Here is a 26733-nt window from a genome sequence, read left to right as displayed (position 1 = left end):
TCCCTGACGGAATTGGGATCATCGCGTTCGCCCGTCCGTCAACGCCGCGACGGCAGCCTTCAGCGTCGCCTCATCGACTGCGCCGGTGATCCGCATTCTGGCTCCGGCTGCAAGCTCGATCTCAATCGCGCCGCCGCCGGTCGGCACGGCCGGCTCTGCGATCACAGTCGCCGGAACGAAGTCCAGTCGCGGCCCAGCTTCATTCTGTTCCGCGCGGAACAGCCGCCGCCACTTCAGAAGCAATGAACGTGAGATGCCGTACCGCCAGGCTGTTGCCGAAACCTGCCGGCTCCCCTGCAGGCTCTCCATCACGATCCTGAGCTTCTCGTCCTCAGACCAGCGTCGCCGCCGACCCGTCTCAACCACTTCAAGCCGCCCGATCCGGGCACTGTCCTTATCTCTGTCCATAAGGACAGTTCTCAGCATCAACACCAAATTGCCAAGGCGGCCCCCGGCGGAGGGTTACGCCGTTCCTCCCGGTACAGCCGGAACAGCTTCTTGTGATTGACCAGGTAGCCCTGTCGCCTGAGCAGGACGTGCAGGCTTCGATAGCCGAAGCGGCGGCGCTCATGTGCTATCGCCCTCATGCGCTGCCGCAGCCCGGCATCATCGGCCCGGCTCGTCTGGTATCTGACCGTCATGCGGCAACAGCCGATGGCTTTACACGCCCGCCGTTCGCTCATCCCGTGAACGCCCACGAGATGTGCGACAGCCTTCCGCTTCGCCGCGGGCGTCACCACTTCTTTCCCAGGAGATCCTTCAGGGCGGCATTGTCCAGCATGGCGTCCGCCAGCAGCCGCTTGAGCCGCGTGTTCTCGTCCTCCAGCGTCTTCAGCCGCTTGGCCTCCGAGACGTCCATTCCGCCGAACTTGGCCTTCCACTTGTAAATGCTGGCGTCGCTCACGCCATGCTTGCGGCACAGGTCGGCGACCGCAACGCCAGCCTCGTGCTCCTTCAAAATCCCGGTGATCTGCTCTTCCGTAAAGCGGCTGCGCTTCATGCTCTGGTCCTCTCTAGGGGCCAGAACGAACTTCAAACTGGATTAAGCCCTAGGGGCAAGGTCAAGCTGAATCGACCGATGAATCAAATGTCTGACAAGGCCGCGCCCGGCTTCACTCCCAAGCAGGGCCAGTATCTGGCGTTCATCGACGCCTACACTCGCGTCAACCGGCGGCCGCCCGCCGAACGCGACATCAAGCATTATTTCGGCGTCACGCCGCCGACCGTGCACCAGATGATCCTCACACTTGAGCGCGCCGGCTTCATTTGCAGAACTCCGGGCGCCTCACGCAGCATCCAAGTCCTCGTCGCCCCCGAAGACCTGCCGATCCTGCAGGACCACTATCAACCGGTCAAAACCTCTGTGTCGAGGTACTAATCCTACCGCTTCAAGAGTGAGCTCCGACGCAAGGCGGCCCTCACCGAAGGCTTACGCAGGTTCTCGTCTTCCAAAACAATTCAGCCGGTTGGCCACCAAGACCTTCATTCCTCGGAAATATGATTTTTTCGGCGCATCAATGCTGGCAGACTCCGGCAATCATCAGCCACATATTTCCTTCGGTAGCTATCTAGTTGCACCAGAACTGAACGGAATTCCTCCTTTACATCGTGAGACGGCGCTCGAAGGCTACAATCGCCACCGCGAATGAGGCAATTGCACATCCAAAGAGAGCCACAATATGATTCCAAATGCTTCCAACCGGCGACCCTAGCATATTTGAGCGAATAATTTCGATTGAATGTCCCAATGGCAGGAACGCCGCTATCGTTTGATATGGTCCAGGAAGCTGCGCAACTGGAAACACAGTTCCGCACACGAACACCATTGGTGTTAGCACAAGCGTTTGATAAAATACGAAATACTCATGGCTTGGCGACATTGAAACGATCGCCATTGCTAGACTTCCGAAAGCCAGTCCCGTGAGCAACATTCCGGGAACCGATAGCACAACTGATTGCAGGTTAGCGTAGCCAAGGACTGCAGCAACCACGCCAACCCCCACACCAGCGCACGTCGACTTACTTAACGACCATACAAGCTCACCGAGAACGATGTCCCCTAGCGTCAGCTCCGTGCACATCATCGCTTCCCATGTCCTGTGAAAGGACATTCGCCAGAACGCACCATACATCATTTCAAACGTCGCAGTTGTCATAACGCTGGTCGCAACAATTCCACCCACCAGAAACTCTATGTACGACACACCACCAACGGGCCCAATGATTATGCCAAGACCGATACCGAGCCCAAGCAAGTTCGTAAGCGGATCGGCAAGAATTCCGATGAGGGATCCAACCGCAACCTTACGCCAACCAACGTAATTGCGTAGCCATACTGCAGACCAATTCCAACAATTCGCCGGCATTACCGCACGGTACCGATACATCGCCTAGGCCTCCAATTCACGTCCAGTTAGCCGCAAGAATACGTCCTCTAGATTTGCCGATCGCTCCATTAAGCGCAGCCTTGCTCCACCCTGCAATCGTTCTCGTACTCGCGCAATATCCGACGAGTAGCAATAGACGGTCTCACCGCTCACCTCGACACGAGTTGCGTGCGTTTTGACCAGATTAGCAATCTTGCCGGGATCGTCACCATATATCTCCAGTACATCACATCCAACCACCGTCTCTATTAAGTCAGCCGGCTTCCCCTGTGCGATAATATGCCCCTCGTCAAGCACGCAGATCCGATCACATAAACGCTCTGCTTCCTCCATAAAATGCGTACTCAACAAAATCGTCTTTCCCTTTCCTAGCAATACCCGCAGTCTGTCCCATATTATGTGCCGCGCGGGCGGATCCAACGCAGTCGTCGGCTCGTCCATAATAAGCAGGTCCGGGTTATTGATCATTGCACGCGCCAGGACGAGCCGCCGCTTCATGCCACCAGACAGATCCGACACCTTCCAGCTCGCGCGATTTTCGAGGCATGAAAACTCAAGCAGTGAAGGAATTGACGCCTGAATTTCGTTTTGGCGCATCCCGAAATAGCGACCGAATAAAGCCAAATTCTCGCGTACGGTAAACTCGTTCTCTAAATTGTCCGACTGCGGTACAACCCCGATGCGGGACCGCACCAAACGAGACTGATCCGGCACTTGGCTGCCTAGAACTGAAATATCTCCGGAATCCGCGCGGATCAGTCCAAGCAACATACGCAAAATGGTGCTTTTGCCAGAACCGTTCGGACCCAACAATCCGAAACACTCTCCTTTATTTACACTGAAGCGAAGCCGATCTACCACTTTCCTCCTCTCACGCACCTTTGTTACGTTTCTGACATCTACGGCTATGTGAGACATGCACCTGCCCCAACGCGCTCAAGCTCACTTTCTGCCGAACATCTCGTATGAACCCTTTTGCGCCAGAGCTGACCGTCAGACCAAACGTGATCTATTCGTCCCCACTCACAGGCTGATGAAACGTCGGGAAAGAAGCCCCGACCATGATAGTTAGCGCTCGTATTGCAAAGCAACGGTATGCCTGTTAGCCTCTCATACTCGACAAGCAATTGGGCCACGTGATGGGTAGACGTCCTGGCGACCGTCTGCAACCGCGCAGAGCCATCCAAGTGTACGATAGACGGCACTTTCGCCCGCCATTCCTCCCGCGTCTGATGGTCGAAGAGCATGTAGGGGTCAGGCGTGCCAGGAGAGAAGATCTCTGACGCACGATCCTCTATGCAAATTGGTGCGACAGGCCGAAATTCTTCGCGAGATTTCATCTCGTTGAGGTATTGCTTCATCGTTGGCGACGTCGCCGCGGCCAGAATACTTCTGCCGCCGAGCGCCCGCGGCCCCAGTTCCGCCCTGCCAGAGAGAAATACAACAGGCTGATCACCCGCAATTATCGCCGCCAACTCATCGAGGCTACAGGCTACCGACTCCCATTCTCGCGAAGGGCGACTCCTTTTTAATGTAGGGCCGCAATAGACCGACCATTCGAGCGATCGAAACCCGCTTCGTGCAGCATTCTCCGCGCATGCAGCTCCAATTGCTGATCCACTATCATTCGGGAAAGGTGGAACCCATACCATGTCGAACAAGCCACTCGATCGAAGTGCACTATTCCATTTGATGTTCAGACCGCACCCACCCGCCACGCAAAGATTTCGCGACCCCGAAATGCCCTTACGCCGCAACAAACAAAGCGCGATTTCCTGGACAAGCAAACGCTCGATAAACACGTGGAAAGACGAGAGTACGTCTTCCGACCGTTCTCCGCGCAACCTCGATTTGCTCTCCTCAAAAAAACGGTGAGTGGCCTGAAGCGTCTCTTGGGACTTAGTGAAGTTAACCCGAAAGTCAATCGCTCGACTTGTATGCCCAGCGAAATGCGCGCGATAAAGATTCTCGAACTCCTCAGTTATTTCATCTTTATGCTCCCCCAGAGCGATGTAAGCCATCAGTTTGCCGGCCGCCCCGAGATCCCACTCTTCTTGGTCGGACCGGCTGTTCGGGCCAAAGTATCGCCAACCGACTGCGTAAGCATGCCCGATAATCGGAAACAAATTTTCAAGGAAGCGAGCTCCATTCGGCCCGACGTGATACAATCGGGGGAAAATACACCCATCCCAAACGAGACAAAGCGCTGGTTCATCGGCTTTCAAAAATGGACTTGTACAGTACGCTGCAGACACGTGGCCCGCAGTATGAGGATAGCTGCTGTAGCCGTACGCCTTACCACCAAGCTCAAGCCCCATCCCTTCATATGGCAATAGTACTCCGTCTGCAAATCCTTCGAAATAGGGCGCCCCTATCAACTCTCGCGCTGAACCAGAACTTGATACTTTAAGACGCGAGTCACTAGCACCATCCCATCCGTCAATCACGAATCGGTCAATCTGCTCGGGGACGATCCCGTGCTCAACTAACACGCATCGGATCTCGTCCAAATCATGGATCGGCTCGTAACGAGGGTTGTTATTTCGCTTCTCGCTCTCTTGACAGAAGACCAGACGCCCGTCGTCCACCACTGCAACCGATCCGTCGTGAGTTAGCTTAATTCCGCAGATCCGCATATTGTACACTCCAACCCGTTGCTCAACCTACGCTACTGCACCGGACATCGGACTTTCGAACGAAACCAATAACCAATCCTCATCCTTAGAGTGGTCGCGGCATTCAACTCGCTCAATCTCAATCATCATTCGGCCCAACGTAACCGCCATCGTTTCAGCGCCGGCTGCATTCCCCCATCTTCGGCACACGTTATCTCGCGCCGAGCCGAACACTAGCCGACCGCCCGGCGAAAGATACTTGATAGTATTTGCTATTGCGCGCTCCATCTCCAAAAGATCTTGAAGGTAGTAGAGAATTTCAGCGAGCACGATCAAATCGAATTGATCAACACTCGAGAACGTCGTGACGTCAGACACGACCCAACTAATGTTCGACAAATGTATAGTGCGGCTCTTTGCGCGAGCAATTGCAGTTGGCATAATATCGACGACCGTCAACCGCTCGCAGCGAGGCGCTAGCTCGCCCGTAAAAATACCAGCGGCGCACCCCAGCTCAAGCCCTTTTGCAATCCTGCCACTTGAAGCCGAAAGACGAAACATGTGAGCGTATCGCCGCGCCTCAAACGGGCTATTCCCAAGCCGCCACGGATCGTCGCGCTGGAGCTCTTGATCGAGAAGGCTCCGAATGCCAAGCATAGCCCGTCCTTTCTAGCCACTATTCCGTAGTTACAGGATCGGAGATCCACTCTCCTACAACAACCCTCTGCCCCTTTCTAAAAACTGACTTCGGCTCATCCTTACTCCAGTGAGACATTTCTCCTCGACGATGCTACAGCGGAGATCACCCCACTTTGACACGGTGATTTGCGCGACAACCAATCACTCTCTCGCAACGTCAATAGCGCATACGCTTTGACGGGAACCAGCAAGAAGATATTGATCGGCGCATGCAAAACAAACGCTAGAAACCGCGCCTGCCTAGCTCGAATCGCGAATACAGAACACCTTACAAGAGTCATTGCGACGATAATTTCCGCGGTAAGCCACGGCGCCTCGTCTGTCCAAAACACCTGCGCTGCAGCCATCAACAACGAAAGCAGTAGAAGCAGCGGTCCGATGTTTTGACCAATTACATCAAGGGTAATATATGGGTTTAGGCGCGGCAAAAGACCAATTGACAATAACGTATCTCGCAAAGTACTCCGCGCCCATCTCAGTTGCTGACGAAGGTACGGCACAAGGCGGTCTGGAACAACTGTATTTGCCACTGCACTCGATACATAAGCCGTTTTATATCCGGCCTTAAGCATCAAAAGAGTCAGATGCCTGTCTTCTCCAAAATCACTTGGCTTACCAAGAAAATATTGGGACTCGTATTGATCCAAAAGCGGCGAAAGCGCAGAACGGCGATACATAGCGCATGGCCCACAGCAGCACATGACCGCCCCGAATCGCGCCTGCGCTGACCTCTCTTCGTTGCAGGCGAGCCAATACTCCATGTCTATCAAGCGCGTAAGCCACGTGGATTTCCGGTTTATGGCACTAAGTTGCCCCATCGCAGCTCCAACTGCGCGATCCTGCATAGCTTCGGCTAACTCTCTTACAACGTCCGGATTCAACACCGTATCTGAGTCAACGTTCAATATTAGCTCGCCGACGGATCGCCGAATGGCCTGTATCTGCGCTTTTCTCTTACCAACGTTCCGCGGCAAGGTGATAAAGCTAAATCTCGAATCGAGCTTAAAACAGCTATGAACAATAGACAGCTGTTCTCGATTATCTGATCCGTCATCGATTACATATACTGTTATCTGACCGCTATAATCTTGCTGCGCAATCGACTCTAGGCACGCCAACAAGATCGTCGGGTCTTCATTGAAGCACGGCACGATCACGTCGACACTTGGGGTCTCTAAATGGGCGCATTGAGACAGCTTAGCTCGACCTTGGTCTGCCCCCTTGGAATTGCACATCTGCACTACTTCATACGTTGAGGATACAACTGCGTAGGACAATATCGCAAGCGTGCTGGCAATGGTAACACTAGTCATAGAGGCAAGCCACTATTCGAGATTTGGAAGGGCGGCGATCTTTAGCCCCAGCCCATGAAGAGCTGGGATCAGCCGAGCAACAGCCAAAACTGTCTCGTCTCGTCGGCAATTTCGGCTGCCGCCTCCTTGTTCATTGGGCGGGCAGCCATCATGTAATAGGATTACGGAGCCAGGCCTCGCTGCCTCGAGTACCACTGATACAATCTTATCTACCCCAGGTCTCGACCAGTCCCGAGGATCTATCGACCAATAAAGCGGCAACATCCCTCTTTGTGCCGCGCAGTAGATCACAGAATCGGTCCATCTTCCGTAGGGTGCCCTAAAATAACGGATTACTCCCCCCGGACAGACCGATTTGATAGCGAAGCACGCCTGATCAATTTGGTACTGCAACTCTGCGATATCGCACTTAGATAGGTCGGCATGCGACATACTGTGATTTACGATTTCGTGCCCCTCCGAAGCCATCCTTCGGATAAGATCCCGCTCCCTCAACGCATACACGCCTAATACGCAGAATGTTGCAGGAACGTTATATTCCGAAAGAACGCTAAGGATTTCCGATGTGTTGCGCCGATCGGGCCCATCGTCAAATGTCAGGTAAACACATCGATCATCCACAGACTCGTTGCCCGCATCTCTTATGCCTATACACTTCACCCCGACACTCACAACTCAGGCCCATTCCTCTCAATCGTTGCACCTGGAGGCCACTTGCTGAGCGGGCTTACAATAGGAAATACAAGCACCAACGGCTCGTCGACCCGTGTAGCGGACAGATTTTGATAGACTTCCGATAACGTGGACCGCACCTTGACACCATGCAAGATTGTCGCGAGGCCCGGACGGCCGAGGAGTCTTCCTACATGGCGCTCCAACGCGCTTCTCACTGTTCCAAAACCGAACGGAACACTCAGCTGCTTAAGCGCGGGATGCATTACTCGCAACGAGTTTGCGAGCCAGCGCCCCTCAAGATCCGGCCGAATTGCATAGAGGCCGAGCTCTGCAACTAACACATCGATATTCTCTACTTTAATAAACCGCCGCAGCACCGCAAGATGAGCAGCCACTCCTCTTTTGTCATACCCAATTACGCGCAGCTCCGGCCTTGCACCTGCCCAGCTTCGATTCGACATGAACGGGAGCGCGTTCGACGATCCCGTCAGACCATATGCAATCTGAAAAAACTCAGATAGCTCTAAATGATCCGAAACAGCGAGATCACTCTCCCAGCATACACTCCATCTAAGCTGCGACCGCATCTACAACCCTCACATTCATTTGAACACTACGGTCATACCAACGAAGTTATCTTACAGCCCAAAAATCCGCGATTTTCAGTACTCGGTGGGCCCGCCTGATTGTTTCGAATAGCGCGTAACGAAACCGTTTCCGCCACGAGCAGATCAGCCCATTTGTTGCATCCACTATGTTAACTAACTCTGGACACCCTGCTTGTTACATTTATTGCATACCCGGCTGAACCACTGCCGTACAATCGATTTTATCAATGGATATCGATCCAATGTGGACATCCCAGAAGGCGGCAGACCAATCTGCTAAACTAAACTGCTAGACGTTTTCGATGCTCCGATGGTGCGAACGGTGCGCTGAACCTCCGTGCGGCTGAAGTTCCGGCTTATCAAAAGTGGCGTTCTACGGCTTTGTCCTTGCCGCACTTGCTGGTGATCCGCGCCTCGGCTATGAGGCTTAGAAAGTTGTGCTTCGCCTGCCATGTCCTTCAGGCACCACGAGTGCAGTGCGCTTCACCGTGGTCCGCATCGGTCGTCGCAACCGCTTTGTGCCCCTTCGCGCCGCCGCCTCGATCGCCGCCCTCGCGTCGCCCAGCAGGGCGGGCGGGTTCTGACCTGCCACCGAAGTTTCATCCAGCAGAATTTAGAGTCCGAGTGGGTTTGCAGTGAGGCCGAGCTTTGGACCACCCAGAACTAGAGTTTTGCGCTCTGATACGGTGGCGGGCTGGTTGCGCCATCGTGGTTTTGCAGCAGAATCGGCGGTTTGTTGCCGATCGCGCCGTGCGGCCGTTCTTCGTTGTAGTACCTGCGCCAAGTCTCCACTTTTTCCTCGGCATCAGCAAGCGTCAGGAACCAATGGGCATTGAGACATTCCTCCCGGGAAGCGTCCGTTGAACGCCTCGATGAAAGTGAACGCCTCGATGAAAGCATTGTCCGTCGGCTTGCCGGGCCTGGAGAAGTCCAGCGTGATGCCGCGCTGATACGCCCAGACGTCGAGATCGCGCGACACGAACTCGGTGCCTTGATCGACACGGATCGTTGCCGGGAATCCCACTTCATCGCGGACCCCTTCCAGTATCTCCACGACATCGGTGCCGCGGAAAGTGAACCGCGGTGTCAGCGCTGGCGAGAATCGGAAGAAGATGTCGACGATCGTGAGCACCCGTAGCTTACGTCCGGTTGCCAACTGATCGTGGACGAAGTCCATCGCCCAGGTCTCGTTCGATCGCGTCGCCGGCCTGCGATCATCCCGCAACTTGGCCCTGACTCGACGCTTCGGCGCCTTATTGCGTAATTGCAGGCCCAATTCGGGATAGACCCGCCGCGTCTTGTTCTGCCCGTGGCGCCATCCTTCGCGACGAAGCACGACGTGAATGCGGCGATAACCGTAGCGGACGCGAACCTGACAGATCTCCCTGATCCGTTGTTCGAGGGCGGCCTGGTCGGAGCGACGGGATCTGTAGTGGTAGGTCGACCTGTCGAACTCCAGGGCCTCGCAGGCCCTGCGGATCGACACCTGCCACTTGCCGCAGATCTCGTCGACCAGCTTGCGCTTCCGACCAGGCTTCACAGCTTTCGGCGGATCATGTCCTGCAGCATCTCCTTGTCGAGCGACAGATCGGCCACCAGCTTCCTCAGCTTGCCGTTCTCGTCCTCAAGCTGCTTCAGCCGCCGCATCTCGGTCGGCAGCAGCCCGTCGTACTTCTTCTTCCAACTAAAATAGGTCGCTGGGCTGATCCCGGCCTTGCGGCAGATGTCCGTGACCGGCACGCCGTCCTTGCCCTGCTTCAGAATGAACGCCTTCTGGGCGTCCGAAAACTTCGAGGCCTTCATCGTCTTCCGCTCTTCCCAGCCGGGGAATCGGCAGCGCAAGACTCTAGCCAATAATGGTCCAGTTTCCCGGCCTCAGGTCACATCGAGATCTGGTGCTGCCCATATCGAGACCTCTGCGTCAGCTTCTGCCGTTACCACCGGCCGAATGGGAACATCCAACCGGCCGACCAAACTCGGACCTAGATAAAATTGAGAGTAAGATCACCGTTTATGCTTATTGCTCTTACGTATATAGGTAAGACCTGCGCCATGCAGTTGAATATCGGCTGCTAGCGAGCTATTGTGTACGGCTTCGACGTGGGATGCTGTGAACGATAATCGATGAGATCGATCTTGAATCATATCCGTTGCAGAATCGTCGACTTAAACTCGCAAAACTTGACTGGGGTTGGGACGGCTGAGACGCCAGAAGCCAACGATCGCGATTTATCTTTGGATTTTACCAAAGGGGTGCTCATCGTTCTGGTGATTGTGGGTCACCTAATACAGTATATTATCTACCGAGATGACGGCTTCTGGTGTTCGCCATACTTTAAATGGATCTACATGTTTCATATGCCTCTATTTATGGCAATAAGTGGATACCTTTCTTGCCGTGCGCTGCTACAAAAGTCATTGGCTTGTGCCGTCTGGGATCGGGCGTTACAGCTCTTGCTGCCCATGCTGTTTTGGTGCGCTGTCCTGGAGACGGTAAAATTGGCTGCATTTCCCAGCCCACATGACGCTACGGGCTTCAGTTTGGCATTATTGTATGATGTGGTCGGTACGTACTGGTTTGTCTGGGCCGCTTTTATTTGTTTTCTGTTCGTCAAATTGCTCTTGATCTTCGATCGTTCGTTGCCCTTGCTATTGCTCCTATCAGTCGTAGCAGTCGAGCTCACGCCGCTAACAATCTCGATTGTTCCACTTATAAAATACACTTATCCATTTTTCTGCTTGGGTTTCGCATTTTCGCAGTCGAGAGCGCATTGGACGCGGATGAGGGGGGGGTACAAGCTGCTCTTGATCGCGTTTGTCTATATTGCAGCATGTGCGTCATTCTTAGTCTGGCATAGGGACACGTACGTCTATAACAATCTTGCACTGGTGCGGGATTTGATCTCGGCGAAGAGCGTGCTTCTGATGCTCTTTGGTTCTGCGGCCGCCTCAGCAATCATGAGTGAGTTTCTCTCGCGATGCTGGAGACTGGGCCGCTCAACTCGAGTCTTCCGCTTTATTGCTATCGATATAGGACAGAGCACGCTGTTATTGTATTTGATCCAAGGTACAGTGTTTCGCCTTATGGATTCGATCCAGTACGCAGAACCTCCGGATCTTGCAACCGGGCTGGCCGTCGGAGCAATTCTGGGCGGTACGTTGGTTCTGTTCGCGCTTCTAGTGCGTAAAATGATAAGCGAGAATCCCTTTCTGTCTCAGCTGTTGCTGGGAGCTTCACCCCGTATCTTTCGTTGAGCAGGTTGGCTCCGGAATGAGTAGAGCTGCGATTCAAGCCCGGTCGGGAATCCTCCAGATCACCGGAGCGTTAGCTCTCGAAGCGCTCGTTTCAGCCTTAACGAATAGGGAAGCGTTTAAAGTCCTGGTCGATTGTACGCCGAGTGGCGCGGGTTGGGCGTCCAAAACGATCGAACTCGGCGTACCTCGCTGGTCGATGATCGTGGTCGGCTACAGCACCACCCGTGACCTTGTCCCCGAGTTTTATCCAGACCTGAGTTCGTTCGGTTGGTTAGATGTGCCCATATGGGCGGTGGTAGCGGCGGGAGCTGGCGCGGAGCCTTTACAGCGCAGCGCCAGATCCCGACGCGGATGGCAGGTTGCGGCAAACTCGGATGGCGTCTTCCATCCGAGCTGCGAGGGCGGCCGAGCGTCGTTATAGTCGGCCGCCAGCACCGGAGAGCGACGCGGGCCTGGGCGAGCGAGGTGAACAGCGTCTCATTCAGCCGTTCATCCCGCAAGGGGGGCGTTGAAGCTCTCGATGAAGGCGTTCTGCATGGGTTTGCCCGGCGCGATGTAGTGCCAGGCGATGCGGCTCTCATCGGCCCATGTCAGGATGGCATTGCTGGTGAGCTCGCTGCCGTGGTCGCTCACCACCATCCTGGGCTTGCCGCGGCGACCAGCCGGTCCAGCTCCCGAGCGACCCGGGCGCCCGAGAGTGAGGTGTCGGCCACCAGCGCCAGGCACTCGCGGCGCAGTCGTCGACCACGGTCAGGATGCGGAAGCGCCGTCCGTCGGTCATCTGACCCGACACAAAGTCGAGCGACCAGCGATCATTCGGGAGCAGCGGCACCGTCATCGGCGCACGTGTGCCGAGGGCCCGCTTGAGGCCACTCCCAGATCATGCCGTCCTCGATCTCCATCTCGTTGGCGACGTCGCTCAGCCAGCTTTCGTCCTCCCCGAGGTCTTTCGCTACCTGGGTGGTGGTGGTGACGTGATGAACCTTGTTGACGTGCATGGTCATGCCGCACGAGCGGAGAGCGCTGATGCCGATGTCATTTCCAGGGCAGCAATTCGTCCAGCCGGTGAGCCGGATGAGCTGCGATGCGCGCGAGGACATCGGCGAGCCAGGCCTGCGGATCGATACCATTCATTTTGGCCGTGACGATCAGGCTGTACATGGCCGCCGCGCGCCGACCTCCGCAATCGGAGCCGCAGAACAGCCAGGACTTTCGACCGAGAGCGATGCCTCTCAGCCCACGCTCGGCGGCATTGTTCGAGAGGCAGATCCGCCCGTCATCGAGGAACGCGGTGAAGCTCGGCCAGCGCTTGAGGATGTAGTTGAATGCCTTGGCGAGGTCGTGGCCACGGGACAATCTGGCGAGTTGCTCGCGCATGTAGACCTGCAGGTCCTCGATCAGAGGCCGGCTCAGTGCCTGCCGCACCCGAACGCGCTCCTCGGCGCTGCTGCCATTGATGGAACGTTCGATCTCGAACAATGCATCGATCCGTCGCACCATCTCGACCGCGATCGGCGACAGCGGAATGTCCTTCTTGCCGGAAGCCTTGCGTCGCGCGTTCTCGTCGATGTCGGCCATGACGAAGAACGGGCGCCGGGCATGTACCCAACACGCCGCTTCGCGGATCGCTCCAGGTTGGCGCTCCGCCAGATAGAGCTGGTTATACCCGTCATAGGCATCGGCCTGCAGGATGCCGGCATAGCCTGCCAGATGCTTCTGCGGGTGCTCGCCCCTGCGGCCGCGGGAGTAGTAGAACATCGCTGCCGGCGGGTCGGCGCCGCCAAACGGCCGATCGTCCCGGACGTAGATCCAGCATCTCCCCGTATCGGTCTTGCCCTTGGCCAGCACCGGCACGGTCGTGTCATCAGCATGAAGGCGCTCGGCCGCCAGAACGTGGGATTCGACTAGGCGTAGCAGAGGTTCCAGCGACGCACAGACCGATCCAACGGCATCCGCCATGGTCGACAGCGCGATCGGCACGCCTTCCAAGGCGTAACGCTCGGCCTGGCGGTTCAATGGCTGATGCTGGCCGAACTTCTCGAACATGATCATGGCCAACAAAGCTCAGACCAGCCCATCCCCGCGCCACGGCGTAGAACGGCGCAGGCGCCTGGCTGATCTTCTCGCAGTCACGGCAGGAGAACTTCTCCCGCACCGTCTCGACAACCTTCCACTGCCGCGGCACAGCCTCCAGCGTCCGCGTCACGTCCTCGCCGATCTTGCGCAGGCGATGGCCGCCGCAGCACTCGCACGCGGGTGGCGGATCGATCACAACCCGCTCGCGCGGCAGATGCTCCGGGAAGGTCTGGCGCTCCGCACGCTTGCGCGTAAATACGCGGACGGTCGTCGTCCTGGCCGCGGCTTGCTCTGCCGACAGCTCGTCCTCGGTGGCGTCGACTTCCAGTTCCTCGAAGGTCAGCGCCAACTGCTCGATCAGCCGCGACGAGCGCTCCGACTGTTGTCCGTAGATCTGATGCCGCAGCTTGGCGATCTGCAGCTTCTGCTGGGCGATCAGCGCGCTGTCTTCCGAGGCTTTCGCGCGGGCGACAGCCAGCTCCGCCGCAATTTCCAAACCCCTGGCGCGCTCGGCTGCCAGCGCCTCTTTCAAGGCCGCTATGTCATCGGGACCGGCGTCGCGCTCAGCATTCATACAGCGCAGTGAATCACAGATCGAAGGTATTGTGACTCCCCAAACGCCCAAAGCCGAAGGATTATTGGCTCAACCCGCGCTTTGCGGTCGCCAGCTTGCCTGCGGATGTCTCCAGTCGATGCCCTCGAGCATGTAAGCCATCTGCGCGGCCGAGATCGACACCGCGCCGTCCGACGCCGAAGGCCAGATGAACCTGCCGCGATCCAGGCGCTTGGCGTACAGCGACATACCCAACCCGTCATGCCAGAGAATCTTGACCAGATCGCCGCGACGGCCGCGGAAGATGTAGAGATCGCCGGCATGCGGGTCGCGCTTCAGGCTCTCCTGGACTCCAAGCGCCAGGCTCTGCATGCCACGGCGCATGTCGGTGTGGCCGGTCGCGATCCACACGCGTATCCCTGACGGAATTGGGATCATCGCGTTCGCCCGTCCGTCAACGCCGCGACGGCAGCCTTCAGCGTCGCCTCATCGACTGCGCCGGTGATCCGCATTCTGGCTCCGGCCGCAAACTCGATCTCAATCGCACCGCCGCCGGTCGGCTCGACTGGATCATGCGTCGCCAAGGGATCTGCCTTTGCAGGAACGAAGCCCCGTCCCGACCCGGCTTCATTCCGTTCAGCGCGGAACAGACGCCGCCACTTGAGAAGCAAAGAACGAGAGATGCCGTATCGCCGAGCTGTCGCCGAAACCTGCCGGCTCCCCTGTAGGCTCTCCATCACGAGCCTGAGCTTCTCATCCTCAGACCAGCGCCGCCGCCAACCCGTCTCAACCACTTCAAGCCGCTCGACCTGGGCTCTGTGCTTATCTCTGTCCATAAGGACAGTTCTCAGCACCTACGCCAGATTGCCAAGCCGCCCCTCGGCGGAGCGTTACGCTCATCCCGTGAACGCCCACGAGATGTGGTACGCATCCGGTGAAGACCACGGGCGGAGTAGCCCGCGCGGAGTATCCATCCGGCCCAGACCGCGGCAGATCTGCTACGCGATTTGCCACGCGACGTGATCGTATCGTGCTCCGTCATTGACGAAGAAGTACGCAATCGCTTTGTAGCATTCTTCTAGATCTATGCACCAGGATAGAGGATGCTCGTCGACCTGCCCGTTGGAGAGTGTGTAAGCGCTGGTTCCCTGATGGTCTGGGTTACCCTTTGTCACGACGCCGCTATCACCATTGAACCGCAGATACATAAGCCAAGCGTGGCTACCATTGCGCAGCATAGCTAAGGACTGACCGTTCGGTACCGATATCCAGAGTTCGAACTGCGGTTGCTTGTCGAAGCGATCCAGAGCAAGGCTCAGATGCTCGACAGTGGCAATCGACAAGTCAGTTCCGTTAAACGCGATCTTCATCTGATCAAGCAGCGGCGACAAGGGGTGTGGGTTTTGACCAATTCCACGGCAGCAGCTCGTCGAGCCTCGACGCCGGATGATCATTGATCCGCAGCAGCACGTCCGTCAACCAGGCCTGCGGATCGACGTCCTTGAGTTTGGCGGTCTGGATCAGGGTGTAGATGGCGGCGGCACGGCGGCAGCCATCGTCGAAGCCGGCGAAGGTCCAGTTCTTGCGGCCGACGGCCGCGGCGCGCAGCTCGCGTTCGGCCGCGTTGTTGGTCATGCACAGCCGGCCATCGTCGATGAAGCGCGTGAACACCTCCCAGCGCTTGAGGCTGTAGTCGATCGCCTTGGCGGTCTCGCTCTTGCCGGAGATCTTGGCGCGGCGCTCGTGCAGGAAGGTATGAAGCTCATCGACCAGCGGGCGGCTGCGCGCATGGCGCGCGGCTTTGCGCTCGTGGGCCGGCAGACCGTTGATCTCGCGCTCAATCGCAAACAGGGCGTCGATCTTCGCGATCGCTTCGATCGCGATCGGCGCCTTCTTCAGCCGTGCGATCTCGAAGAATTTGCGCCGTGCATGCGCCCAGCAACCGACCTCAATGATCGGGCCCGGCTTCCGCGATGGATCGTAGAGCCTGTTAGCCGGCATAGGCGTCCGCCTGCATCGGTCCGGCACAGGTCGCAAGATGCGCCTCGGGATGGGTGCCGGAGCGGTCGGGCGAGTAGAAGAACAAGGCTGCCGGCGGCGCGTGCCCGGCGAAGGGCCGATTGTCGCGCACATAGGTCCAGACGCGCCCCGTGCGCGTCTTGCCCTTGGCCAGAACCGGCACCGTGGTGTCGTCGGCATGGATGCGCTCGGCAATGAGGACATGCGCCTTGATCGCCTCGACCAGCGGCATCAAGGTCGCAGCTGCTGCGCCAACCCAGTAGGCCAGCGTCGAGACGTTGAGCCACGCCCTCATGCCCATAGGTCGTGCTCTGTCTGGTGAGCGGCAGGTGCAGCCCGTATTTGGCGAACAGGATGTGCGCCAGCAGGCGCGGTCCCGCGCGTCCGCGCGCGATCGGATGGAATGGCGCCGGCGGCTGCGTGATCGCCTCGCAGGCGCGGCTGGAGACCTTCTCGCGCACATGCTGGATCACCTTCCACTGTCGTGGGACGAGCTCCAGCGTCTCGGTCACGTCCTCGCCGATCTTGCGCAGCCTGTTGCCGCCGCAGCAGGGGCAATTGGCCGGTGCAGGATGCACGATGCGCTCGCGCGGCAAGTGCTCGGGCAGCGGCCGCCGTGCCGGGCGCCGGCGCGCGAACGGACGTACGTCGACCTTGGCAACCTTGGCCCGCTCGGCTGCCAGATGCGCCTCGGCTTCAGCCTCCGAGGCATCCTCCTCGAGACCGGCGAGTTCAAGCTCGAGCTGTTCGAGCACCGAGGCGCGCTCCGACGACGGCCCGTACTGCTCGTGCTTGAGCTTGGCGATCGTGAACTTCATCTGCTCGATCAGCAGCGTGCGGGCGCGGACCTCGGCTTCGAGATTGCGTGCCTTGGACTCCGCTGCGAGCTGCGCCGCCTGGCCGGCGAGCACCAGCGCCTTCAGCGTCGCGACATCATCAGGGAGCGAATCGGCTGTGATCATCGCAGAAGATGGAATCACAGCTCCGCCCGGTACGCATCAGTGCCGTTACGTTCGAGCGCTCAACCCACAGCTTCCGGGCGCCACGTCCGCTGCGGATGCCGCCAGTCGATGCCTTCGATCGAGGGCTGTTGTTGATGCCCCTACTTTTCATGATGATGCTCCCTCAAATCGATCTTCTCGACACGGTGGTCTCGCAATTGACGAACCGCTTTCAGAGCTTTCGTGCTGTCCGGGAACAGGAAGCGGCCGGAGTGTTCACGCGTGGTCACAATACGTCCAGAGCGAAGCTGGACGTAGATCCACTTGGCAGTAATATGCATGCGATCTGCCAATTTAGTAACGGTGAGACTACCAGGGATCGCAGGCCAACGTGTCTGGCGACGCTGGATCTTTATACGGTTCTTGAGGCGAATGCCTTGCACCGTGGCCGGGATAACTTTGTCCGTTTCCCACGGTGAGTGATGTCCTTCCGTTGTCAGTATGAGCGCGATCTCATCGTCGGACCGCCCCTCGTTGCAAGCGTGCAGATGCGCTCGATCATTTCCCGATATCTGGGCAAGGCTGTAACAGCATTGACGGGCAGCGTCACCACGAGCTCTGTCGTTGCACCGCCGCGCCACACGATACGGACCGTAGCCTTGTCGCGCTCGCATCGCCGCAACACAACCTTATCGATGAGACACCGCAAAAGCGCTTTGCGTTGGTCTCTGCGCGTCGCCGGATCGTTCCACAGCCCTGGAAGGCGATTTCCGAGGGCTACGACTTTGGCGCGAAGATCAGGAGGAACACCTGCTGGCTCGCTGGATTTGAGACTCTTGCGTTGTGCGAACCCATCCTCGGCTCGGCGCAAATCCAACAAGGCCGATTCCCAGCGTCGCTCCAATTCGCCGGTCACCAATCGATTGTCGGGATCGGCACGATTGAACTGACGTTCCGCAAGGGATGCCTGATACCGAAGCCTCTCGATCTGCTGTTCTTCTGCAAGGCGGAGGGCTCTTTCAGAGTGTTGATGCGCTTTCCGGGCTTTCGATAACGCGTCGATCTCTGCCGGCGCCACTGCTTCCAGGAATGCTGCAGCAACCTGGATATCGATTGGAGCTGCACGCAGATTCTGGCATTCCGGAGCACCACGCTGGATCTTCAGGTGGTTGCAGACGTACTGACTGCCGCCCTTGTAGCGCACGGCCATCTTGTGTCCGCACTCGCCGCAATAGGTGATGCCGTGCAGGAGGGCAGCTCCATCCCGTGGAATGCCGCGGCTCTTGATATGCTGGTACTCAGCACGGTTGTCGCACAGCATGGCCTGGATCTTCTCGAAGGTCTCCCAATCGATATAGGCAGGGTACTTGTCCTTCACCATGATCCTCCAGTCCTTCCCACGACGCGGAGACTTCTGTGGACGTTCCCCTGGTACCCTGGACGGCTTCTGCCAAGTCCTTCCATAGACGAAGGCCCCTGCATAGGCCGGATTCCTGAGAATCGCCGTCACGGCCGATACCGTCGCGGGCTGCCAGCGCAGATCCCCATGGCGATCGCGACGAGGCAGCGCCAGCCCGCGGCCTACGAGGACCCGCATAACCTGCGCAGACGTTCGTACCTTCAGGAACGTCTCGAAGAGCAACAGCAAGCGCTGTTGCACCTCGATGTTCGGATCTTTTGTGACCACGCCGGACGGATCCCGCGCGAGTCCCGCCGGCAGCTGCAAAGCCAATTCGCCGCGTTCCGCTTTTGCCAGAAGCCCTGTCGTCATCCGGCTCCTGATCGTGTGTAACTCCAACTCGGAGATCGTGCCCTTCAATCCGAGCAGAAGACGGCCATTCGGCGTTCCGGGATCGTAGATCCCATCACGGTCAGCGATCAGGCAGCGACGATGTCCGCACACGTCGAGTAACGGGTACCAATCCGAACAGTTGCGCGCCAAGCGCGTCACGTCGACGGATAGAATGAGGCCGATCTCACCAAGGGTGACGCGAGCGACGAGATCATTGAAGCCCTTTCTGTGAGCTGCCCCGGCGCCGCTCTGTCCAAGATCACTATCGATCACATCGATGTCGGCCTCGCGCCATCCGAGGTCGCGGGCGCGCTGTGAGAGAGCGTATTGAAGCCTCAGGCTCTCTTGATTTGTGATCACCTGGTGCGGCGTCGATTGCCGGACATACACCACTGCTCTGCGGTCCAAGTGATCCGGTTTGACGAGTTCGGAGCCCATCGCTCACCTCCCGCATGACTTGGCCGAGATCTTCCGCGATCGCTTGCCGGAGCGCTTCCGGTAAGCTTCGCCAGACCTGTCGAGGTTCGATGGGCATGTGCCCTCGCTCTCTTCGGCCAACGCGATGAGATCCTGCAGCGCGCCCAGGTCCAGCTTGGTCGGCGCGGCGCGCGACAAGGTATTCCGCTCAAGATTTGTCACCCCGAGCGGCAAAAGAAGCGTGAGACCGAATCGATAATGTACACGCGCAAAAGGCTCCTTGCACGCTCCGCGCTTGGTCGATTCCTTGCCGACCGAGATCAGGCGATAGCGTCGTCCGTAGAGCGGATGGCGAGGGTCGACGACCTCGACCTCATCGCAAACGGCCACGTCATCGTGGCTCCTATGGGTATCTTTAATTGCCCTCGAGCAGATAGCAGAGCTGCGCCGACGTGATCGTCACAGCTCCGTCCACAGCCTGTGGCCAGATGAAGCGGCCGCGGTCCAGCCGCTTGGCGAACAAGCACATGCCCTGGCCGTCGTGCCACAACGCCTTGATCAGGCTGCCGCTGCGGCCGCGGAACACGAACAGATGGCCACCATGTGGATCGCGCTTCAAGGTCTCCAGGACCAGCAGTGCCAGACCGTCGAAGCCCTTGCGCGTGTCGGTATGGCGGCCCGTCGCCAGCCAGACCTGGGTGCCGGAGGGGATCGGGATTGTCATCGTGAGCCCGCCCGGAGTGCCGCGATCACCGCCGTCACCGTCGCGGCATCCACCGTGCCGCTGATCCGGATCTTCGTACCAGTCCCGATCTCGACCTCGATCAGCCCCTGAGGCGGAGCTGCCGCTGCGTGAAGATCGGGATCGGCTGCAATCGTCACAGCGGCGAAGCCGGGCACGGCAGCCTTCTCGCCGCACAGCTGCTGGCGCCAGCGGAACACCTGGCTCGAATGCACACCAAACGCGCGCGCCACGCCCAGGATCGTCGCACCCGGCTGCAACGCTGCAGCGACGATGCGCTCCTTGTCAGCCCGCGACCAATGCCGCCGTCGCCGCTCCGACGTGATCACTTCTACTTCCGCTTTGGCCATAGGACTAACTCCAGGACTAGTCCTATGGCTTCGCGAAGCCTCACTGCCGACGCAAGGTGGCCGTCACCGGGGGCTTACGAGATGTGCGACAGCCTTCCGTTTCGCCGCGGGCGTCACCACTTCGTTCCCAGGAGATCCTTCAGGGCGGCATTGTCCAGCATGGCATCCGCCAGCAGCCGCTTGAGCCGCGTGTTCTCGTCCTCCAGCGTCTTCAGCCGCTTGACCTCCGAGACGTCCATTCCGCCGAATTTGGCCTTCCACTTGTAAATGCTGGCGTCGCTCACGCCATGCTTGCGGCACAGATCGGCGACCGCAACGCCAGCCTCGTGCTCCTTCAAAATCCCGATGATCTGCTCTTCCCTAAAGCGGCTGCGCTTCATGCTCTGGTCCTCTCTAGGGGCCATAACAAACTTCAAACTGGATTAAGCCCTAGGGGCAAGGTCAGGACCACCAAATGTTCGTTGCGGACTCTAAAGACGAAGCGTGTTCTCGGCGATTTGCGGGCGCGTCCTCCCACTTCCTCTCGATCTCCGACGCGCGCAAGCGGGCGGCCGAACTCTACGCCGAGACGCGGTACGCGGAACCACCATAGGACGTCCTGCCGACGAGGGAGCTGTCGCCTGGACGCTAGGCCTGGTCTGCTTGAGCTTTATGAGAATGCCGGCGCAGCCGAGGTGGATCGACAAGCGGGAGAAGCCGCCCAGTGAGGGCAGCAACGATGAGGTCCGGCGAGCCTTCGTCCAGGAGAGCAATCAGGTCTTCAGCGCCAAGAGCGTTCTTGAACTCGACCGGCAGCAGCTGAACGCCGCCCGCCACAGCGTCTCGTCCCACCAGCAATGCCAGAAATGCGTTGCCTAACTGAAGGCGAACCTCACAACAGACGCCGTCGCCGCGACGCTCATCAGGCACGAAGCCTAGTGCGCCGGGCTCAGGAAAAGATCAGCCCCGGGATCCGCTGGGGGCTCTGCTGGATCTACTTCACCGCGAATCGGCGCGCCAGCACGTCGACAAGGACGATGTCCACGTATACCCCAACTGCATCAACTGTCGGCGACTTCATCGCCGACGCCATCAACGGCGTGGCCGTCGTCGCTCGTCCTGCCACATCTTCGCGACCTCGGCATCGTTGCGATCCACGGTCAACGGTCTGTCAGCTTATCAACAGCTGAGTATATTACGTTCCAGAATAAGTCACCAGGGACCGAGTTTAGCTAGTTTTGCAAAGGAAGGTAAGATGAATCCATTCGAGACAGGACAGGTACAGCCCGGCGCAGGCATCCCTCCTGCGTCTTCAGGACAAGAGGGCGGACAAAACGGAGCGGCGGCGCAGTGGAACGCGGTCGTTACAGGCCACGCAAACTGCGCGCCCTCCGCCGACGCAGGTGACGACAACGAGGCGCTTGAAGACTGGGCTGCTGAACCGGAGGTGGGGACACTTGAGGATCGGTATGAAGCGGTGCGCCGAGTGAATGCTCTCGGCGAGAACTTTTCGCTGAATCTTGAATCGCTGTCCCTTACTAGCCTGCCTAGACTTCCGAGCGCGATCGTTCAACTTGACGTGCCCTTCAACCGGCTGACCACTCTGCCCGATAGCCTGCCCGCTTCGCTAATGCGTCTTGACGTCAGGGGCAATCAGCTGACAACCCTGCCCGCACTCCCGACCGAGCTGACATTCCTCGACCTCAACCACAATGAGTTGCAGGAACTGCCCGAGGTGCTCCCTGCCTCACTAGAGACTCTTCGCGTGAGCGACAATCAATTAGCGAATCTTCCGGAAGCCCTTCCCGCCACGCTCGAGCTCCTCAACGCCAGCGGAAACCAACTGACGCGTCTGCCGCAGCATCTGCCTGCTTCACTTTTCTTTCTCGACGTGAGGGGCAATCAGCTGACAACCCTGCCCGCACTCCCCACCGAGCTGAGATGCCTCGACGCGAGCTCCAACCGGCTGCGGAGCCTGCCGGCGGTCATACCTGCCGAGCTCGAGTTTCTCGACCTACACCACAATGAGTTGCAAGAACTGCCTGAGGTGCTCCCTGCCTCACTGGAGACTCTTAACGTCAGCCACAATCAATTGAGAACTCTACCGGAGGCCCTGCCCTCCAACCTCCAGCTGCTCGACGCCAGCGAAAACCAACTAACGCGTCTGCCGCAGCATCTGCCCGCTTCGCTGGAGCAGCTCAACGTCGGCCAAAACCAATTGTCGAGTCTACCGGACGACCTGCTAACGCAATTTTCCGATACTGACAGTGTAATTCTGGACGATAATCCTCTGCCTGAACAGGTGCTCAGGGACCTGCAGGCAGCCCTACAAGCCGAAGGCTATGGCGGTCCGACCGTCTACTATTCGTACAATGACGAAAGTGAATTGTCTGGGACCGACGATGAACAGGAATATGATTTCATTGAAACGGTCTCAAATTGGCTCCGGGGCAACCAACAAGAGGGCGATGAAGAGGTGCTGACAGCTTGGAAGGACGTTGCTGAAGAGCCGGGCGCCCAGGAATACGCGCTCTTCCTTGGCAGACTGTTCGACTCCGTGAACGCTGAGAACGAAGAATTCCGGCTTTCGGTGGCCAATGATCTGCGCCAAGCGGCGAAAGACCCGGAATTACGTACGCGCTACTTTGAGCTGGCCCTCGACGCCAACGAGAGCTGCGAGGATCGCAGGACTTTGACCTGGAACGGCATGCAGACCGCACGCCTCATCGCCGACGTCAAAAACGGCGTCTATAAAAGCAATGACCGTTTTCCAGATCTGGTTGAATTGGGCCGGGTCATGTTCCGCCTGGATGCGCTGGAGAGAATTGCGCGCGATAAGGTTCACTCACTAGGCTCGGTCGACAGCGTCCAAGATATTGACGCTATCGAGGTCTTCCTTGCCTATCAAAATAGGCTCCGCGAGCGACTTGGGCTGCAACACGTCGCACCGAACATGCGCTTTTTTGCGGTTTCCGGCGTGACCGACGCTGACGTTGACAGCGCAGAAGCTACCGTGCGGGACCGAGAAGTGGCGGAATTCGCCGACTATTTGGCGCTGGACTGGCAACCTTGGGATGACGTCGTGAGTCACATCGCCCCCGAAGACCACGCTATGGCTCAGAACCAGCTTATTGCTGCAATGGAAACAGAGTTCGATAACCGGCTGCAGCAACAGCTGGCTGACCAAGGCCTGACCGGGGCTGAAGCTGACTTGGTTGAAGACGCCAAGCGCGAGTTAGGTCCCGCTATTCGCAAAGAGATCGCACGCGAGATCAAGGGGGCTCTTAGAGACAAGGTTCTCAATGAGCACGGCCTCACCCTATGAAGAAGCCCTTGCGCTATGAGAACGCTGAGCGCCCCCACGTTCCATCTTCTGAGAGGATGGAGTGACTACGGAGAAGCCGACGAGCAAGATCTCACCCGAGGTCCAGGCCCGAGCGGTTCGGATGGTTCCGGATCGCGCAAGCGAGCCCCTTCGTGCTGGCCGGCAGTGACCCCAATTGTCGCCAAGATTGGCAATGAGCCGCAGACGCTGCATGACTGGGTCAAGAAGGCCAAGATCGGCAGCGGGCTGGCGCGCCGACCGACATAGCGGAGCAGCTGAAGACCCTCGAACGGGAAAGCCGCGAAGCTTCGGCAGGCCAACGACATACTGCGCAAGGCAAGGGAGTATTCTGCGATGGCGGAGCTCGACCACCGGGCCCATGATCGCCTTCATCGACGATCACTGCGGGGGCGCATGCCCGCTTTCGCGGGGCGGGCTCTTGTCATCGATCTCGCCGCAGAGCTGGCTGACCAGGCTTTTAAAGGTGTCGCTCATCCCCATCGCCTGCACGAGGTTGTCGACCGAGCCGGTCGAGGTGCCGTGTACATAGGGCTGCTGGACAACAGCCGTCAGCGCCTTCTCGGCCTTCGGCGGGGCTCCAAGAGGCCCGTGAAGTAGCTTGCGCAGCTTGGAGATGCGCAGTTCGACCGCGCCGGCGCGAGGTTCCAAGGTCCGCTCACGATAGCCGTTGCGCTGCGCCAGATGCTCGGAGCTCTTCTCGCCTTGGGATGCTCCGGTTGAACAGGCTGGCTCGCTCCGATATGTCAAGCTTGGCCTATGCGCCCCGCGCTTGCAATATCCTCTGCTTGAGAGCCCGATCAGACGTCTTCGTCCCGGCCTCTTGCTCCTTCATGGCCGCAGATGATCTGCTCCTTGTGAACCGCTCAAATTCATATGCGTTTCTAAAGCGGTCGCAGTTCCGGACGGCTCTCGATGGAAATCTTGTCCGGTAGTTCAAGGAACCGTGTTTGAGGTATCAAATTAAAGGGCTTCTTGCTAGAACAGCTTCTGAGCGCAAGTCACTCTGGGTAAGATCGCATTCCTACCTCTCGTGACTAAAGAAGATCCATCTTCTGAATGCCAGCCATCGACAAAATCAATTTTACGAGTCTCTGCGGTCGCAAATATACTCCGCTAAAGACATGCCGCTACCGACTTCTCACCTGCGCAGCACGAGCATACCGCAAAAGTTGTTCGACAGTAGAGGACGGTGTTGCGCGCACGACAAAATAGCGTCTTGGGCACGACCATTCCAGCGTGAAGATCAAGGCCGCGCGCTCAGCTAGTGAAAGACCAAGAAGGTGCTTGAGGTAAGAAACTACGTTTATGAGCCGGAAGAGCTTCTGGTATTGGGAGATATCTTCGATCGACTGGTGACCGCTCTACCAGAGACGATGCGTACTCAGGCAAACCGAACCGAAATTGCAAAGATTGTTCTTTCACGAACGAAAATAGATGAACGGGAACTCGCGGAAATTCACGCGATTCTTTTGACAATTGGCTCCGCAAAATAGTCAACTTCAGTCCGCAGATCGAGTGGGTAGACCGTTTGCATACTTGAGCCAAGGTGTTCTTCGTTGAAGCGAAGGGCTTCTCGCCGATTGAGAGATTTGCTTCACACGAATATATGCAATGGAAGATCCGCGGCAACGCGAAAGCGCGTTTGCAATAGCTGACGCGCTGCGATTACTTTTGGCCGTGAACTAATCTGAGGCCGGGAAACTGGACCATTATTGGCTAGAGTCTTGCGCTGCCGATTCCCCGGCTGGGAAGAGCGGAAGACGATGAAGGCCTCGAAGTTTTCGGACGCCCAGAAGGCGTTCATTCTGAAGCAGGGCAACGACGGCGTGCCGGTCACGGACATCTGCCGCAAGGCCGGGATCAGCCCAGCGACCTATTTTAGTTGGAAGAAGAAGTACGACGGGCTGCTGCCGACCGAGATGCGGCGGCTGAAGCAGCTTGAGGACGAGAACGGCAAGCTGAGCAAGCTGGTGGCCGATCTGTCGCTCGACAAGGAGATACTGCAGGACATGATCCGCCGAAAGCTGTGAAGCCTGGTCGGAAGCGCAAGCTCGTCGACGAGATCTGCGGCAAGTGGCAGGTGTCGATCCGCAGGGCCTGCGAGGCCCTGGAGTTCGACAGGTCGACCTACCACTACAGATCCCGTCGCTCCGACCAGGCCGCCCTCGAACAACGGATCAGGGAGATCTGTCAGGTTCGCGTCCGCTACGGTTATCGCCGCATTCACGTCGTGCTTCGTCGCGAAGGATGGCGCCACGGGCAGAACAAGACGCGGCGGGTCTATCCCGAATTGGGCCTGCAATTACGCAATAAGGCGCCGAAGCGTCGAGTCAGGGCCAAGTTGCGGGATGATCGCAGGCCGGCGACGCGATCGAACGAGACCTGGGCGATGGACTTCGTCCACGATCAGTTGGCAACCGGACGTAAGCTACGGGTGCTCACGATCGTCGACATCTTCTCCCGATTCTCGCCAGCGCTGACACCGCGGTTCACTTTCCGCGGCACCGATGTCGTGGAGATACTGGAAGGGGTCCGCGATGAAGTGGGATTCCCGGCAACGATCCGTGTCGATCAAGGCACCGAGTTCGTGTCGCGCGATCTCGACGTCTGGGCGTATCAGCGCGGCATCACGCTGGACTTCTCCAGGCCCGGCAAGCCGACGGACAATGCTTTCATCGAGGCGTTCACTTTCATCGAAGCGTTCAACGGACGCTTCCCGGCAGGAATGTCTCAATTGCCCATTGGTTCCTGACGCTTGCGGATGCCGAGGAAAAAGTGGAGACTTGGCGCAGGTACTACAACGAAGAACGGCCGCACGGCGCGATCGGCAACAAACCGCCGATTCTGCTGCAAAACCACGATCGCGCAACCAGCCCGCCACCGTATCAGAGCGCAAAACTCTAGTTCTGGGTGGTCCAAAGTTCGGCCTCACTGCAGATGCGGATTGCAGGTCGCGGCGAACTCGT

The 26733-nt window shown here is 58.1% G+C and carries 21 protein-coding genes and 9 pseudogenes; 7 read left to right on the top strand and 23 right to left on the bottom strand.

Annotated features, from left to right (window positions below; genetic code table 11):
• Positions 1–18: 18 nt before the first annotated feature.
• Together BRAD285_RS06035 and BRAD285_RS06030 are read right to left on the bottom strand one after the other, a co-directional pair.
• Entirely contained in the window at positions 19–408 is a 390-nt protein-coding gene (locus BRAD285_RS06035) for a transposase (RefSeq protein WP_087877727.1), read from the bottom strand.
• Between the two features lie 59 nt (positions 409–467).
• Positions 468–1000, bottom strand: a pseudogene (locus BRAD285_RS06030) (transposase); the annotation flags it as partial.
• A gap of 78 nt (positions 1001–1078) precedes the next feature.
• On the opposite strand from BRAD285_RS06030, the gene BRAD285_RS06025 reads away from it, so the two are divergent.
• Positions 1079–1378 carry a LexA family transcriptional regulator gene (locus tag BRAD285_RS06025; RefSeq protein ID WP_006613018.1) on the top strand — a complete coding sequence of 100 codons (300 nt, stop codon included), beginning with the start codon at positions 1079–1081 and terminating at the stop codon, positions 1376–1378.
• A gap of 223 nt (positions 1379–1601) precedes the next feature.
• Here BRAD285_RS06025 and BRAD285_RS06020 read toward each other — a convergent pair whose 3' ends face one another.
• The 8 genes and pseudogenes from BRAD285_RS06020 to BRAD285_RS05985 all read right to left on the bottom strand — a co-directional run bounded on the left by BRAD285_RS06020 (position 1602) and on the right by BRAD285_RS05985 (position 10100).
• The gene (locus BRAD285_RS06020) at positions 1602–2387 is read right to left on the bottom strand and encodes an ABC transporter permease (protein WP_006613019.1); all 786 of its coding nucleotides are present in this window, start codon (positions 2385–2387) and stop codon (positions 1602–1604) included.
• A 3-nt stretch (positions 2388–2390) separates the two neighbouring features.
• Positions 2391–3305, bottom strand: a complete 915-nt coding sequence (gene nodI, locus BRAD285_RS06015; protein WP_006613020.1) for a nodulation factor ABC transporter ATP-binding protein NodI — start codon at positions 3303–3305, stop codon at positions 2391–2393.
• Positions 3293–5023 carry a carbamoyltransferase N-terminal domain-containing protein gene (locus BRAD285_RS06010; protein WP_083846421.1) on the bottom strand — a complete coding sequence of 577 codons (1731 nt, stop codon included), beginning with the start codon at positions 5021–5023 and terminating at the stop codon, positions 3293–3295. Before BRAD285_RS06010 ends, nodI begins: the two co-directional genes overlap by 13 nt.
• A 27-nt stretch (positions 5024–5050) precedes the next feature.
• On the bottom strand, positions 5051–5659 hold the full coding sequence (locus tag BRAD285_RS06005) for an SAM-dependent methyltransferase (RefSeq protein ID WP_006613022.1): 609 nt from the start codon (positions 5657–5659) through the stop codon (positions 5051–5053).
• A 101-nt stretch (positions 5660–5760) separates the two neighbouring features.
• The gene (nodC, locus tag BRAD285_RS06000) at positions 5761–7014 is read right to left on the bottom strand and encodes a chitooligosaccharide synthase NodC (RefSeq protein ID WP_006613023.1); all 1254 of its coding nucleotides are present in this window, start codon (positions 7012–7014) and stop codon (positions 5761–5763) included.
• A 12-nt stretch (positions 7015–7026) separates the two neighbouring features.
• Positions 7027–7686 carry a chitooligosaccharide deacetylase NodB gene (gene nodB / locus BRAD285_RS05995; protein WP_006613024.1) on the bottom strand — a complete coding sequence of 220 codons (660 nt, stop codon included), beginning with the start codon at positions 7684–7686 and terminating at the stop codon, positions 7027–7029.
• Positions 7683–8276: a NodA family N-acyltransferase gene (locus BRAD285_RS05990; protein WP_006613025.1), complete on the bottom strand. Its 594-nt coding sequence runs from the start codon at positions 8274–8276 to the stop codon at positions 7683–7685. The genes nodB and BRAD285_RS05990 overlap by 4 nt, the downstream gene beginning before the upstream one ends.
• A gap of 684 nt (positions 8277–8960) precedes the next feature.
• A pseudogene (locus BRAD285_RS05985) lies at positions 8961–10100 on the bottom strand (IS3 family transposase).
• A gap of 321 nt (positions 10101–10421) precedes the next feature.
• On the opposite strand from BRAD285_RS05985, the gene nolL reads away from it, so the two are divergent.
• Entirely contained in the window at positions 10422–11552 is a 1131-nt protein-coding gene (gene nolL / locus BRAD285_RS05980) for a nodulation factor fucose acetyltransferase NolL (RefSeq protein ID WP_006609590.1), read from the top strand.
• Between the two features lie 243 nt (positions 11553–11795).
• Here the strand turns inward: nolL and BRAD285_RS05975 are convergent.
• From BRAD285_RS05975 to BRAD285_RS05945, 7 genes and pseudogenes are all read right to left on the bottom strand, one after another.
• Positions 11796–12423, bottom strand: a pseudogene (locus BRAD285_RS05975) (integrase core domain-containing protein); the annotation flags it as partial.
• Positions 12365–12556, bottom strand: a complete 192-nt coding sequence (locus BRAD285_RS05970) for a hypothetical protein (RefSeq protein ID WP_087877624.1) — start codon at positions 12554–12556, stop codon at positions 12365–12367. The pseudogene BRAD285_RS05975 and the gene BRAD285_RS05970, both read right to left, overlap by 59 nt.
• A pseudogene (locus BRAD285_RS05965) lies at positions 12553–14202 on the bottom strand (IS66 family transposase). Before BRAD285_RS05965 ends, BRAD285_RS05970 begins: the two are co-directional and overlap by 4 nt.
• Positions 14203–14271: 69 nt before the next feature.
• The gene (gene tnpB / locus BRAD285_RS05960; RefSeq protein ID WP_371507540.1) at positions 14272–14592 is read right to left on the bottom strand and encodes an IS66 family insertion sequence element accessory protein TnpB; all 321 of its coding nucleotides are present in this window, start codon (positions 14590–14592) and stop codon (positions 14272–14274) included.
• A 23-nt stretch (positions 14593–14615) separates the two neighbouring features.
• The gene (locus BRAD285_RS36660; protein WP_087877621.1) at positions 14616–15017 is read right to left on the bottom strand and encodes a transposase; all 402 of its coding nucleotides are present in this window, start codon (positions 15015–15017) and stop codon (positions 14616–14618) included.
• Between the two features lie 162 nt (positions 15018–15179).
• A complete protein-coding gene (locus BRAD285_RS05950) occupies positions 15180–15551 on the bottom strand; it encodes an Imm1 family immunity protein (RefSeq protein WP_006613285.1) in 372 nt (123 codons plus the stop codon).
• 4 nt (positions 15552–15555) lie between these two features.
• A pseudogene (locus tag BRAD285_RS05945) lies at positions 15556–17162 on the bottom strand (IS66 family transposase).
• Between the two features lie 8 nt (positions 17163–17170).
• On the opposite strand from BRAD285_RS05945, the gene BRAD285_RS36230 reads away from it, so the two are divergent.
• On the top strand, positions 17171–17620 hold the full coding sequence (locus BRAD285_RS36230; RefSeq protein WP_087877620.1) for a hypothetical protein: 450 nt from the start codon (positions 17171–17173) through the stop codon (positions 17618–17620).
• 17 nt (positions 17621–17637) lie between these two features.
• On the opposite strand, the gene BRAD285_RS05935 is transcribed toward BRAD285_RS36230, so the two are convergent.
• From BRAD285_RS05935 to BRAD285_RS05915, 5 genes and pseudogenes are all read right to left on the bottom strand, one after another.
• Entirely contained in the window at positions 17638–19371 is a 1734-nt protein-coding gene (locus tag BRAD285_RS05935; RefSeq protein WP_006615128.1) for a recombinase family protein, read from the bottom strand.
• Between the two features lie 3 nt (positions 19372–19374).
• A complete protein-coding gene (locus BRAD285_RS05930; protein ID WP_006615129.1) occupies positions 19375–19740 on the bottom strand; it encodes a hypothetical protein in 366 nt (121 codons plus the stop codon).
• Positions 19741–19765: 25 nt separating this feature from the next.
• The gene (gene tnpB, locus BRAD285_RS05925; protein WP_087877619.1) at positions 19766–20074 is read right to left on the bottom strand and encodes an IS66 family insertion sequence element accessory protein TnpB; all 309 of its coding nucleotides are present in this window, start codon (positions 20072–20074) and stop codon (positions 19766–19768) included.
• Positions 20071–20442, bottom strand: coding sequence for a transposase (locus BRAD285_RS05920; protein WP_157681671.1), 372 nt, complete (start codon positions 20440–20442; stop codon positions 20071–20073). Before BRAD285_RS05920 ends, tnpB (BRAD285_RS05925) begins: the two co-directional genes overlap by 4 nt.
• Positions 20443–20520: 78 nt before the next feature.
• Positions 20521–20822 (bottom strand): annotated as a pseudogene (locus BRAD285_RS05915) (transposase); the annotation flags it as partial.
• A gap of 277 nt (positions 20823–21099) precedes the next feature.
• Between BRAD285_RS05915 and BRAD285_RS05910 the strand changes: the two are divergent.
• From BRAD285_RS05910 to BRAD285_RS36655, 3 genes and pseudogenes are all read left to right on the top strand, one after another.
• The gene (locus BRAD285_RS05910) at positions 21100–21300 is read left to right on the top strand and encodes a hypothetical protein (protein WP_087877618.1); all 201 of its coding nucleotides are present in this window, start codon (positions 21100–21102) and stop codon (positions 21298–21300) included.
• A gap of 376 nt (positions 21301–21676) precedes the next feature.
• Positions 21677–23746 (top strand): NEL-type E3 ubiquitin ligase domain-containing protein, encoded by a 2070-nt coding sequence (locus BRAD285_RS05905; protein ID WP_087877617.1) that lies wholly within the window; start codon positions 21677–21679, stop codon positions 23744–23746.
• A gap of 121 nt (positions 23747–23867) precedes the next feature.
• Positions 23868–24150: pseudogene (locus BRAD285_RS36655) on the top strand (IS3 family transposase); the annotation flags it as partial.
• A gap of 34 nt (positions 24151–24184) precedes the next feature.
• Here the strand turns inward: BRAD285_RS36655 and BRAD285_RS05900 are convergent.
• A pseudogene (locus BRAD285_RS05900) lies at positions 24185–24484 on the bottom strand (transposase); the annotation flags it as partial.
• 1046 nt (positions 24485–25530) lie between these two features.
• Between BRAD285_RS05900 and BRAD285_RS05895 the strand changes: the two are divergent.
• A pseudogene (locus BRAD285_RS05895) lies at positions 25531–26671 on the top strand (IS3 family transposase).
• Positions 26672–26733 lie beyond the last annotated feature (62 nt).

Origin of the sequence: Bradyrhizobium sp. ORS 285, from assembly GCF_900176205.1 — a bacterium.
Lineage (GTDB): Bacteria > Pseudomonadota > Alphaproteobacteria > Rhizobiales > Xanthobacteraceae > Bradyrhizobium.
Note: the sequence above shows the minus strand (reverse complement) of the source record. Positions and strands in the feature narration are given on the sequence as shown.